At 70.9% G+C, this 12,714-nt stretch carries 9 protein-coding genes; 6 read left to right on the top strand and 3 right to left on the bottom strand.

Features of this window, described 5'->3' with window-relative positions; genetic code table 11:
- Positions 1-150: 150 nt before the first annotated feature.
- Complete coding sequence (gene pepN / locus ACIRHA_RS34275) at positions 151-2,733, bottom strand: aminopeptidase N (protein WP_403853981.1); 2,583 nt, start codon at positions 2,731-2,733, stop codon at positions 151-153.
- A 131-nt stretch (positions 2,734-2,864) separates the two neighbouring features.
- On the opposite strand from pepN, the gene ACIRHA_RS34280 reads away from it, so the two are divergent.
- Both ACIRHA_RS34280 and ACIRHA_RS34285 read left to right on the top strand, forming a co-directional pair.
- A complete protein-coding gene (locus ACIRHA_RS34280; RefSeq protein ID WP_403853983.1) occupies positions 2,865-3,368 on the top strand; it encodes a DUF1203 domain-containing protein in 504 nt (167 codons plus the stop codon).
- A 40-nt stretch (positions 3,369-3,408) separates the two neighbouring features.
- Positions 3,409-3,654, top strand: a complete 246-nt coding sequence (locus ACIRHA_RS34285) for a hypothetical protein (protein WP_403853985.1) — start codon at positions 3,409-3,411, stop codon at positions 3,652-3,654.
- Between the two features lie 62 nt (positions 3,655-3,716).
- On the opposite strand, the gene ACIRHA_RS34290 is transcribed toward ACIRHA_RS34285, so the two are convergent.
- Complete coding sequence (locus ACIRHA_RS34290) at positions 3,717-4,736, bottom strand: aspartate-semialdehyde dehydrogenase (protein ID WP_403853987.1); 1,020 nt, start codon at positions 4,734-4,736, stop codon at positions 3,717-3,719.
- Positions 4,737-4,942: 206 nt separating this feature from the next.
- Here ACIRHA_RS34290 and ACIRHA_RS34295 point away from each other — a divergent pair, with 206 nt between their 5' ends.
- Both ACIRHA_RS34295 and ACIRHA_RS34300 read left to right on the top strand, forming a co-directional pair.
- Positions 4,943-5,458, top strand: coding sequence for a sigma-70 family RNA polymerase sigma factor (locus tag ACIRHA_RS34295; RefSeq protein WP_403853989.1), 516 nt, complete (start codon positions 4,943-4,945; stop codon positions 5,456-5,458).
- Position 5,459: 1 nt separating this feature from the next.
- Complete coding sequence (locus tag ACIRHA_RS34300; RefSeq protein ID WP_403853991.1) at positions 5,460-6,167, top strand: hypothetical protein; 708 nt, start codon at positions 5,460-5,462, stop codon at positions 6,165-6,167.
- Positions 6,168-6,414: 247 nt separating this feature from the next.
- Here the strand turns inward: ACIRHA_RS34300 and ACIRHA_RS34305 are convergent, their stop codons facing one another.
- Positions 6,415-9,729, bottom strand: a complete 3,315-nt coding sequence (locus ACIRHA_RS34305; RefSeq protein ID WP_403853993.1) for a S8 family serine peptidase — start codon at positions 9,727-9,729, stop codon at positions 6,415-6,417.
- Between the two features lie 233 nt (positions 9,730-9,962).
- Here ACIRHA_RS34305 and ACIRHA_RS34310 point away from each other — a divergent pair, with 233 nt between their 5' ends.
- Positions 9,963-10,412, top strand: a complete 450-nt coding sequence (locus ACIRHA_RS34310) for an NUDIX hydrolase (RefSeq protein WP_403853995.1) — start codon at positions 9,963-9,965, stop codon at positions 10,410-10,412.
- Between the two features lie 539 nt (positions 10,413-10,951).
- Positions 10,952-12,712 carry a TIGR03767 family metallophosphoesterase gene (locus tag ACIRHA_RS34315; protein WP_403853997.1) on the top strand — a complete coding sequence of 587 codons (1,761 nt, stop codon included), beginning with the start codon at positions 10,952-10,954 and terminating at the stop codon, positions 12,710-12,712.
- Positions 12,713-12,714: the final 2 nt, after the last annotated feature.

The raw sequence follows: 12,714 nt of genomic DNA on the forward strand, positions 1-12,714 counted from the left end.
TTTTGCCGGGGGGGGGGGGCCCCCCCCCCCCCCGGGGGGGGGCGCGGCCCCCCCCCCCCCCCCCCCCCCCCCCCCCCCCCCCCGGGGGCCGGGGGGGGGGGGCCCGCCCCCCCCCCCCCCCCACCCCTCCCCGTTCCGCAGCGGAAGCGGTTACGCGTCCGCGCTCTGCGCCCTGAGCGCGCGCTCCACGCCCGCCCGCGACTCCGACACCAGGCGACGCAGCGCCGCGCTCGGCTCGGCGGACGACAGCCACGCGTCCGTCGCGGTCAGCGTCTCCTGCGAGACCTGGATCGACGGGTACAGGCCGATCGCGATCTGCTGCGCCATCTCGTGCGAGCGGGAGTCCCAGACCGACTTCAGCGCCGCGAAGTACTTCTCCGTGTACGGCGCGAGCAGCTCGCGCTGGTCGGTCTGGACGAAGCCGCCGATCACCGCTTCCTGCACCGCGTTCGGCAGCTTGTCGGACTCGACGACCGAGGCCCACGCCTCCGCCTTGGCCTCCGGAGTCGGCCGCGCCGCGCGGGCGCTGGCGGCGTGCCGCTCACCGGCCGCCGTCCTGTCCCGCTCGTACTCGGCGTCGATCTCCGCCTCGTCGTAACGCCCGACCGCCGCGAGCCGCTGCACGAACGCCCAGCGCAGCTCGGTGTCGACGGCGAGGCCCTCGATGGTCACTGAGCCCTCCAACAGGGCGTCGAGGAGGTCGAGTTGCTCCGGCGTGCGGGCGCTCGCCGCGAACGCGCGGGCCCACGCCAGCTGGTGGTCGCTGCCCGCCTCCGCCGTGCGCAGGTGGGTGAGGGCGGCCTCGGTCCAGCGGGTCAGCAGCACGTCCCGGTGGGCGGGCGCCGCGTACAGGTCGACGGCGAGCTTCACCTGGCGGTGCAGCGACTGCACGACGCCGATGTCGGACTCCTTGCCCACCCCGCTGAGCACCAGGTCCAGGTACGCGCTCGTCGACAGCTCCGCGTCACGCGTCATGTCCCAGGCGGAGGCCCAGCACAGCGCGCGCGGCAGTGAGGCCTCGAAGTCGCCGAGGTGCTGCGTGACGAAGGCCAGGGACTCCTCGTCGAGGCGGACCTTCGCGTACGACAGGTCGTCGTCGTTGAGCAGGACCACCGCGGGGCGGCGCTTGCCGACCAGCTGCGGCACCTGCGTCGACTCGGTCGCCGTGACGTCGAGTTCGACACGCTCGCCGCGCAGCAGCTTCCCGGTCTCGTCGTCGAGATCGTAGAAGCCGATCGCGATGCGGTGCGGGCGCAGCGTCGCCTCGCCCTTGGCGCCCTCGGGCAGCGCGGGGGCCTCCTGGCGGACGGCGAACGAGGTGATGACGCCGTTCGCGTCCGTCTCGATCTCCGGGCGCAGGATGTTGATGCCGGCCGTCTCCAGCCACGCCTTCGACCAGGCCTTCAGGTCACGCCCGCTGGTCTCCTCAAGCGCGCCCAGCAGGTCGGAGAGGCGGGTGTTCCCGAACGCGTGACGCTTGAAGTACGCCTGCACGCCCTGGAAGAACTCGTCCATGCCGACGTACGCGACGAGCTGCTTCAGGACGCTCGCGCCCTTCGCGTACGTGATGCCGTCGAAGTTCACCAGCACGTCGTCGAGGTCGCTGATGTCCGCCATGATCGGGTGCGTGGACGGCAGTTGGTCCTGCCGGTACGCCCACGTCTTCATCTGGTTGGCGAACGTCGTCCACGAGTGCGGCCACTTCGAGTTCGGCGCGTACGCCTGGCAGGCGGCCTCGGCGAACGTCGCGAACGACTCGTTCAGCCACAGGTCGTTCCACCACTCCATGGTGACGAGGTCGCCGAACCACATGTGGGCCAGCTCGTGCAGGATCGTCGCGGCCCGCACCTCGTACGCGGCGTCGGTCACCTTGGACCGGAACACGTACTGGTCGCGGATGGTGACGGCGCCCGCGTTCTCCATTGCACCGGCGTTGAACTCGGGCACGAAGAGCTGGTCGTACTTGGCGAAGGGGTACGCGTAGTCGAACTTCTCCTGGAACCAGTCGAAGCCCTGCCGCGTCACCTCGAAGATCGCGTCCGAGTCGAGGAACTCGGCGAGGGACGGTCGGCAGTAGATGCCGAGCGGCACGGACTGGCCCGTTTCCGGATTCTCGTACGAGGAATGCACCGAGTGGTACGGGCCGACGATCAGCGCCGTGATGTACGTCGAGATGCGCGGCGTCGGCTCGAAGGCCCATACGTCAGAAGAGGGGCCCTTGGCCTCCAGGGTGGGCGAGTTGGAGATGACCGTCCACCCGCTGGGCGCCTTCACCGTGAACCGGAAGGTGCCCTTGAGGTCCGGCTGCTCGAACGAGGCGAACACGCGACGGGCGTCCGGCACCTCGAACTGCGTGTAGAGGTAGGCCTGTTGGTCGACCGGGTCGACGAACCGGTGCAGTCCCTCGCCCGTGTTCGTGTACGCGCAGTCGGCGACGACCTTCAGCTCGTTCGGCCCCGCTTCGAGGTGCTTCAGCGCGATCCGCGAGTCGCGGAACACGGCGGCGACGTCCAGCGACCGCCCGTTGAGCACCACTTCATGAACGGCGTCGGCGATGAGGTCGATGAACGTCTCTGCGCCCGCCTCCGCGCTGTCGAAGCGCACGGTGGTCGCCGACCGGAACGTGCCGCCCTCCTGCGCGCCCGAGAGGTCGAGATCGATCTCGTACGAGTCAACGGTGAGCAGCTTCGCCCGCTGCTGCGCCTCTTCACGGGTCAGATTGGTGCCAGGCACGCGGTCATCTCCTACTAAGCGGTCTGTGTTTTCAGGTATGCGACGTTTCGGCCATCCTTCCACGCGGGGTACGCGAAGGCGATGTCCGTTTCCCGCCGGTGAACATGCGCGACCGGAGCGACTGTGGAGTCATGACCAGGTACACCGCACTGCCCATCGACCCGACCGTCCTCAAGGAACTGCGCGACGTCGACGATGCGGGCCGCCCCTGCGCTCCGTACACCGCGACCGCCGCGGACGCGGGCTCCCCACTGCGCTGCTGCCTCCGGCCGATCCGGGAGGGCGAGCGCATCGCCCTCGTCTCGTACGCACCCCTGCGCCGCTGGGCCGCGGAGACGGGCGCGACCCCGGGCGCGTACGACGAACAGGGCCCGGTCTTCCTGCACGCCGACGTCTGCGGCGGCTACGTCCCTGGGGCTCGCTACCCCTTCGACCGCTCCGGCGCGCGACGTACCGTGCGGCGCTACGACGCTCGCGGACGCATCGTCGGGGGCGACCTGCTGGAGATCCCGGCCGACGCCACGGCCGGCTTCGACGCGGCCTTCGACGAGGCGTTCGCGGACCCGCTGGTGGTACAGGCGCACGTACGGGCGCTGGAGTACGGGTGTTACCACTTCGCGGTGCACCGGCCCTGACCGGCTGTGGAGTGCAGTGCCGCGTGGCAGGCTCGCCGCCATGGAGATCACGCTGGAACTGGATCTGCCCGAGGACGACGTCGCGTTCCTCGACGCCTACGCCGTGTCGCACGGACTGGCGTCGCGGTCCGCCGCACTACAGGTCGCCGTCGACCTGCTGCGAGCACGCATGGCGCGGACTCAAGACGTACGCGGCACGGAGACGGCCACAGGAGCCTTGGCCGACGATCCGGCCGACCAGGCGGAAATTCTGGCCATCCAACGCTTCATGGGTGTCGCCGAGTGATCGTCGTAGGGGCGGCCACCGGAATCCGGTGACCGCCCCTACGACGACGTACGACAGCCTGCCTACTTGGCGGACAGCTCCTGCGCCACCAGCTCCGCGATCTGCACCGCGTTCAGCGCGGCGCCCTTGCGGAGGTTGTCGTTGGAGATGAACAGCGCCAGGCCGTTCTCCAGCGTCTCGTCGTTACGGATGCGGCCCACGTACGACGGGTCCTTGCCGGCGGCCTGGAGCGGGGTCGGGATGTCGGAGAGCTCGACGCCCTCCGCAGCGGCCAGCAGCTCCGTGGCGCGCGCCGGGCTGAGCGGGCGGGCGAAGCGGGCGTTGACCTGGAGGGAGTGGCCGGAGAAGACCGGGACGCGGACACAGGTGCCCGAGACCTTCAGCTCCGGGATCTCCAGGATCTTGCGGGACTCGTTGCGGAGCTTCTGCTCCTCGTCCGTCTCGTTCAGACCGTCGTCGACGATCGAGCCGGCCATCGGCAGCACGTTGAACGCGATGGGGCGGGCGTACACGTCCGGCTCGGGGAAGTCGACCGCCTCGCCGTCGTGCGTCAGCTTGTCGGCCTCCGCGATGACCTTCTGCGCCTGGCCGTGCAGCTCGGCCACGCCCGCGAGGCCGGAGCCGGACACCGCCTGGTACGTGGCGACGGTCAGGGCCTCGAGGCCCGCCTCCGCGTGCAGCGGCTTGAGCACCGGCATCGCGGCCATCGTCGTGCAGTTCGGGTTCGCGATGATGCCCTTGGGGCGGTTCGCGATCGCGTGCGGGTTGACCTCGGAGACGACGAGCGGGACCTCGGGGTCCTTGCGCCAGGCCGAGGAGTTGTCGATCACGACGGGGCCCTGCGCGGCGACCTTCTCGGCGAGGGCCTTGGACGTGGCGCCACCGGCGGAGAACAGCACGATGTCGAGCCCGCTGTAGTCGGCCGTCGACGCGTCCTCGATCGTCACGCCGTCCAGCACCTTGCCCGCGCTGCGGGCCGACGCGAACAGGCGCAGCTCGTCGATCGGGAAGGCCCGCTCGACGAGGATCTTGCGCATGACCGTGCCGACCTGACCGGTGGCTCCGACGATTCCGACCTTCACAGGGTCCTCCGTGCTTTCGTGTTTCCGCGCGACCGGCCATCCGGCCTCACGGGTGTCTCCATGATGCGTCTGTCCAGGCCCGGCTTGTCCAATCCATTGTCCGGGTTCCGGGACGGTATGGCGCTGACCACAGTTTCAGGAGCGATCGGCGAACGTTTCCGGTTCCCACGGCGTCGTAGGGCGTACGCGGGGAGGGGAGGCGCCGAGTGCTGCGCGGAAAACCGAGGGGTCGGCCGGACGACCCCCTGGAGGCGGCGGTCGAGGACAGGGTGCGCGCCGTGCTGTCCCTGGGCGGGATGCCGTACGCGGACCTGCCGGACGGCGTGCAGCAGGTGCGCCTGCGGCTGCTGGAGCGGGCCGCGAAGGGGCAGGAGGCGCCGCGCGACGTCTCGGCGTGGGCGGCGGTCGTCGCCTCGAACCTCGCCATGGACTGGCACCGGGCGCGGCGCCGCCAGGAACGGCTCGGCGAGCGGCTCGCCGCGCTGCGCCAGGAGCCGGCGGGGGACGCGGCGGACACGCGTGTCCTGTCGATGGCCGTGGCCCAGGGCCTCGACCAGCTCCCGGACGAGCAGCGGCAGGTGGTCGTGCTCCGCTTCTACGCGGATCTGCCGGTGCGGGACATCGCCGCGGAACTGGGCGTGCCGGAGGGAACCGTCAAGAGCCGCCTGCACACGGCGGTGCGGATGCTGCGGGTGCGGCTGCGTGAAGGGGAGGTGGTGTGACGTGAAGGACGCCGAGTCCGACGACCGGCTGCTGATGCTGGCCGTGACCGGGGAGCCGCTCCCGGACGACGACCCCTGCGCGGCGGCGGTCGTGGCGGAGGTCGCGATGCTGCGGGAGCAGGTGCGGGGCCTCGGCGACGCGCTGGCGTCCCGCCGGGAGCCGGTTCCGGTGCCGGTGCCCGTGCCGGTCCCCGTACGACGCCGGCGTCCGCTGCGGCTGGCGTTCGGCGGGCTCGTCGTGGCGTGCGCGGCGTCTCTCTTCGGGGGGCTGGTGTGGCTGGGGGTGAGCGCGCCGGGCGGGGGCGGTGACGCGGATTCGGCGAGCGACAAGGCGGCGGCCCAGGACGGCGGCAAGTCCGTCTCCTCGGGGGCGATGCGGGTCGCGTGTTCGCGGGTGCTGGTGGAGGGCCGGGTGATCCGTCTCACGCCGCGTGACGGAGGGGATGTACGCGTCGTGCTCGACGTCGCGCGCTACTACCGGCCCGAACGGTCGGTGCGGGAGCACCCCACGACGGCGGTGACGCTGGACGCCTCGGCCCGGCGGGACCTGAAGCCCGGAACGTACGCGCTGATCCGGGTCCCGGTGCGGGCGGGGGACCGGGAGGAGTGGACGACGGGTCGCAGCGAGGTGGCTGCCGCCCGCGAGGACATCGTGCGGGGGGTGCCGGGGGCGCGGGGGCTGAAATGTGCGGGGTCGCAGGGGCGGTAGCCGAGCCGCGGCCGGGGCCGCCGTGATGGGCGCGCCGCACTGGGGTGCCGCCTTGCCCACCCTGCCGCCCAAGGCGGCAGATTGCCCAAGGCGGCGGCCGGGCAATTTAAGCCCCTGCGGCGATTGAGCAGATTCAGCCCCGCCGGCGTTTGAGGCGCGGGGTCCGGGGCGGAGCCCCGTGGCGTGCGCGGCGGAGGGGCGGCCACCCGCAGGTGACCGCCCCCCCCAAGTCACGCCCAGCCAAACGCTACGGCGTGACCTTTTCGATCTTGACGCTACCGGCACCCACCGCAACGCCCCGCTCGTTCAACAACCGCACCTGCCCGAAGAACTCCCGCCCCTCGGGCGCCGCAGCCGCCGCGACGACCTGCGCGGAAACGGCGGCAGACGCCCCGGTCGCCAACGACACCGGCTTCGACTCGTCGACCTTCACCGTCCCCAACGAGGGCGCGAAGAAGACGTCGACGTAGTCGTACGCCGTCGAGCCGGACGGGATCGAGTACCCCGCCACCTCCACCGTGTACGTACCGGCGGCCGGCTTCGCCACGCTCACCGCCTCCTCGGAGTCACCGTCCGCGGAGGAGCCGACGACCTTGCCCGCCGCGTCCTTGACCGTGAGGTCGAGGTCGGCGGCCTGGTCGGAGACGTTGCCGATGGTGACGTCGAGCTTGTCGGTGCCCTCGGGAACGTCGACCGTCGACGTCTGCGTGGCGCCGTTCGTGATCGTCGGCCGCGTCGACTTCGAGGAACCGAGCGCGCCGCCGTTCAGCTTGCCGCCGCTGATGGCCGCGAACTTGTTCGCCACCTTCCACGAGACATCGGCGGGCGTGCCCACCTTCGCCTCGGGCAGCGTCTGCACCGCCGGGTCGAAGTCCGCGCCGAGCACGGCGGCGTCCAGCGTGTACGGGTTGTCGAGCAGCGGCGACGTACGCCGCGCCTCGACCTCGATCTCCCAGACGCCCGCCTGCGGGTCGGCGTACGAACGCAGGTCGGGGCGGCAGCCCGCACCCGTACCGTCCCCGTAGTTCGGGTAGCAGTTCGGCGTCGACGTCGGGTCGACGGGGACGCCGTACGGGTGGATGGAGATGAACCGGGTCTGGCTCTTCGCCGCGAGCCCGCTCATCCGCACCTCAAGGGACTTCGCCCCCTCCGGCACCGTCACGAAGTACGACTTGGTGCTGTTGCGCTGCACCGAACCCTTCGCGTTGAACGTGTACTTGACCGGCGACGAGACGACGGCCGTCGCCATGATCTGCTGGTCGACGCCCTCCGTCTTCGGGTCGTCGACGCGCAGGATCGCGCTCCGCAACCCGGCCGAGGACGGCTTGGCCGCGACCTTCACGGTGACCGGCTTGTTCAGCGGCAGGCTGACGGTGCTCGATCCGACGATCGAGAACGTGTCACCGGAGTTGTTCTTCAGCGACAGCTTGTGTGCCACCGGCTTCGACGAGCCGGACGTCCGCGTGATCGTCACGTCGTACGTCTTCTTCTGGCCCGCCTTCAGGCCGCTCTCGCGGTCGTAGATACCGGTGCCGAAGCCCGGCGTCTTCAGGGCGTCGTCGAGGGCGGTGTCGACGGGAGCCTTCACGGTGTACGTGTGGGCGCTCGCCTTGTCCTCGATGGAGTCCCATGCGTCGACGATGTCGATGAGGCCGGAGCCCTCCGCGTACGCCTGCTCGCCCGAGATGTGCTTCGCGGTCGAGGTGAGCGCGGTGCGCAGCTTCGCCGGGTTCAGCGATACCTTCTGCTGCTTGGCCGCCGAGATCAGCAGCGCGCTCGCGCCCGCCGCCTGCGGGGAGGCCATCGAGGTGCCCTGGAGCATCGAGTAACCGGCGGGCAGCGCGTAGCCGGCCTCCGGGGTCGGGCTGCCGGGCAGCCAGGTCTGGGTGGAGTTGATGGCGGCACCCGGTGCCGAGATGAGGGGCGCGAAGCCGCCGTCCTCACGCGGGCCGCGCGAGGAGAACGGCATCATCGCGTTCGACTTCTCGACCTGGGAGCCGTAGTTGGCGGCCCAGGTGTTCTTGGAGATGGTGGCGCCGACGGACAGCACCTTGTCCGCGAGGCCGGGGTCGCCGATGGTGTTCGCGCCGGGGCCCGAGTTGCCCGCGGAGATCACCAACTGGACGCCGTACTCGTCGATGAGACGCGTGTAGAGCAGCGCGCGTGCGTTGGCCCCGTCGTTCAGCGCGGGCAGCCCGCCGATCGACATGTTGACGATGTCGACGCCGCGCTTCGTCACGAGGTCGATCATGCCCTCGGTGAGCGCGACGTTGGTGCAGCCGCCGGTCCACGTGCAGGCCCGCGAGGAGACCAGCTTGGCGCCGGGCGCGGCACCGTTCATGTTCTTGTTGCCGAACAGGCCGTTGGCCGCGGTGATGCCCGCGACGTGCGTGCCGTGCTCGGACTCGATGACGCCGATGTTGACGAAGTCGGCCTTCTTGCCGACCCAGTCGCCGCCGTACGGATCCATCGGGACGTCCTTGCGGACCTCGACGACGAACGGCTGGCGCTCGACGACGTCGGTGGACGGATTGTCCTTGCCGAAGTAGCCGACCTGGTAGCCGTCCTTATAGGGCTTCATCGGGGTGTCGTCGGTGAAGTCGCCGTTGTCGTTGAGGTCGACGGTCACCGTCCCCTTGGCCGCGTCGTACAGCACGCCCCACTTGTCGGTGGTGTCGCCGTCCCGGTTCGCGTCGCCCTTCGCGTCGCCGCCGGCCGTGGCGGACTCCGCGAAGGTGCTGATGCCGTACGAGCCCGAAGCGGCCTTGTACGTACGGCCGTTGTAGGTGAAGGTCGGCCCGCTCACCGTGGTGACCATCGGGCGCCAGGTGGCGTCCCCGTCGACGATCGGGTCGGTCGCGGTGACCCAGTCGGTGATCTTGCGCTCGCCGGTCGTGGTCTTCTGCAGCGCCGGGTGGCCCAGGTCGACACCCGAGTCGAGGATGCCGATGGTGGTGCCGCGGCCGTCCGCCTTCGGGTGCTGCTTCACGAAATCGACGGCGCCCGTCTCGAAGGACGGGTTGTACGGGTTCTTGGCGGGGGTGTCCTTGCCGGGGCCGCTGTACGAGCCGGTCGCCTTCGTGGCGGCACCCTTCGTGGTGTCGGCGGACGGCGACGGGTCGTCGAGCGCGATCTCCTGGCGCAGGTCGATGCCGCGCACGGAGCCGAGCTTCTCGGCGGAACGGATCGCGGAGGTCGCGCTCTTGGTCGGCACGGTCGCCCGTACGTAGCCGAGCTTGTCGTAGGTGCGGCCCACGGAGCCGCCCTTGACGGCGTCGAGCTGCTCCGCGACCTGCTCGGTCTTCCCGGGGGTGGTCGCGACCATCATGGTCACGTTCTTTGTGCCGTCGGCCTTGGCGTCGGCGAGCAGTTCGGCGTCGTGTGCGCCGAGCTTGTCGCTCGCGGACTTGGGGGCCGGGGGCGGGGCGGGGTCCGCGTGCGCGGCGAAGGCCATGGGTATCGGCCCGGTCGCGGTGAGCGCGGCCACGAGTCCCGCGGCCGCCGCGAGCCGGGCCGCGCGTCTCGCGCCGGATATGGGGGCGCGCTGGGGATCGGTGGTCATCTGCATCCCTGTACGTAAAGGTCGGACAAGACGGGACGTGTCGAAAGGGGTCCGGATTTCGGTGCCGGGTGACCGCTCAGCTTTACGCAAGTGACCACAGTTTGGGGAGAGTTGCCCGAACCGGGAACGTGCCATGGCGTACTTCCGCCATGCGCCATCCCGCCCAAACCGTGACGAGACCGGCAAGGCGCGTTACACCTGCACCCGGGACCGGATGCCTCTAGCGTCAGGGGATGAACAAAGAGCTGAGGGTGGCGGCCTACGCGGTGTGCGTCCGCGAGGGGCGGGTGCTGCTGGCCCGCTGGGTCGCGGGGGACGGGAGCAAGCGGTGGACCCTGCCGGGTGGGGGCATGGACCACGGTGAGGACCCGTACGACACGGTGATCCGTGAGGTCGACGAGGAGACCGGTTACGTCGTCGACCCGGTCGCCCTCCTCGGGGTCCACTCCGTGCTGCGCCGCTATCCCCGCAAGCTCGGCAAGGTGGCGGACTTCCACGGGTTGCGGCTCGTGTACGAGGGGGTGGTCACGGGTGGGGTGCTGCGCCACGAGGAGAACGGCTCGACCGATATGGCGGCGTGGCACGATCTCGCGGCGGTGGATGAGTTGCGGAGGGTGGAACTGGTGGACGTGGGCCTCCACTTGTGGCGCGACCGCCCGGCGACGGGCCACACCTCCATGTGATGGCCCCCGTCCTCCGGCCTCGGGGCTCCGCCCCGGCCCCCGCGCCTCAATCGCCGGCGGGGCTTGAAAGACCGCCTCAAACGCCGGCGGGGCTGGAAGGCTGCCTCAATCGCCGGCGGGGCTTGATAGATCAAGCCCCGCCGGCGATTGAGGGATCAAGTCCCGCGGGGGGGTTGGTATTTCAAGCCCCTGCGGCGATTGAGCAGGTACTTAAAGCCCCTGCGGCGATTGAGCAGCGGGGTCCGGGGCGGAGCCCCGGGGCCGTAACGCCGGTGCGGCACCAGCAGACCGTCTCCCACCCCCGCTTCCCCGAAAGGTGAACACGGAGTGACCGGCGGGGCGCCCGGCGCCCACCCTCGCGTGACGATGTGGCGCTCCCACACCCGGCCTAGATCCACGTACGTGATCGGCGTTGCGCGTTGCGTCGCCGTTCACGCACAGGTCACCCCCACTGCCAACGATCCAGTACGGAAGGGGCGGTCCGACCGGACCGACCCGGCCGTCACTGTCGACGCGTTCGCACCCGGGGAGACCGCGCCATGCCGCGCATACGCTCTGTCACCACAGCCGCCGCAGAGATCGACCGCCGCGCATTCCTGACCGCGACCGGCGCGGTCACCCTCTCGGCCGGGATCGGATACGCCCTGGGGCCGGGCGGCGAGACCCAGGCCGCCGCCCACCAGGCCGCCGCCCCCGTACGGGCGATGTCCCGCGGGGCCCCGGCCGCCCCCCTCGCCCCGTACACCCGCGGCACCACCCTCGCCGCGGTCGCCACCGCCACCGCGGGCTCCGGCTACCGGCGCCTGGGCGACGGCCCCGCCTGGGAACGCGTCGTCCGCACCGAACTCGGCCCCGCCCGCGGCGCCCGAGAGGCCAAGCGCACGCCACTCGCCGCGTTCGTCCAGTTCACCGACCTCCACCTGGTCGACGTACAACACCCCCTGCGCTACGAGTACCTGCGGTCGCAGACCGCGAGCGCCTGGCGCCCGCAGGAGGCGCTGAGCGTGGCCGGAGCCGTGGCACTCGTGGAGCGCGTCAACGCCCTGCGCGGCGCGCCCGTCACCGCCTCGCCGCTCCACTTCGTCATGACGACGGGCGACAACACCGACAACAACGCCCGCTCCGAACTCGACTGGTTCCTCAAGGCGATGAGTGGCGGCCGCATCAGCCCCAACACCGGCGACCCCCGCCACTACGAGGGCGTCCAGAACAGCGGCCTGCCGCTCTACTGGCAGCCGGACGCCGCCTTCCGGGACGGCGACAAACGGGACCACGGCTTCCCCCGCATCCCCGGTTTCCTGGACGCCGCCATCTCCGCACTGCGCAGCCCGGGGCTGAACTTCCCCTGGTACTCCACGGTCGGCAACCACGACTCACTGCCCGGCGGCTGCTACGCGCCCGCGGACCCGTACTTCACCGAGTTCGCCGTGGGCGGCCGCAAGTTGATGGACCTCGACACCGCCACCGGCAAGGCGATCTGGGACAACGTGCAGAGCGGCGGCGACCCCAAGGGCAAGGCGTTCAAGGAACTCCTCGTCTCGCACAAGCGCAAGATGCGCCGCGTGACGCCCGACGAGTCGCGCGCCCCGTTCACGCCGACCGAGTACGTCGCCGCTCACCTCGACCCCGCCCACATGGGCCCGGGGCCGATCGGCCACGGCTACACCCAGGCCAACCTGGCCGACGCGACCCAGTACTACGCGTTCCGGATCTCCGACGACGTCCTCGGCATCAGCCTCGACACCACGGACCCGGCCGGTCACTACGAGGGTTCGGTCGGCACGACCCAATTGGACTGGCTGAAACGCGAGTTGAAGGCCGCGGAGCGGCGCGGCGACCACGTCCTCGTCTTCTCCCACCACACCTCCAAGACGATGCGCAACCTCCGCGAGGACCCGCACCACCCCGGCGAAAGGCGGCACGGCGGTGAGGAGCTGACCGCCCTGCTCGCGGCCCACCGCCCCGTCCTCGCCTGGGTGAACGGCCACAGCCACAAGAACGACATCACCCCGCACTCCGGGGACGGCGGCGGCTTCTGGGAGATCTCCACGGCCTCGCACGTCGACTTCCCCCAACTCGCCCGCATCATCGAGGTCGCCGACAACCACGACGGCACGCTGTCCGTCTTCACGACGCTCATCGAGTCCTCGGCCCCGCACCGCACCGACTTCACGGACCTCACGCAGACGGGCCTGGCCGCCCTCTACCGCGAACTCTCCTTCAACGCGCCCGGCTCGCGCGCCACCCTCTCCGGCACCCCTGGCGACCGCAACACCGAACTCGTCCTGCGCAAGGCCTGAAC

The sequence above is a fragment of the Streptomyces sp. NPDC102360 genome (assembly GCF_044766085.1).
Lineage (GTDB): Bacteria > Actinomycetota > Actinomycetes > Streptomycetales > Streptomycetaceae > Streptomyces.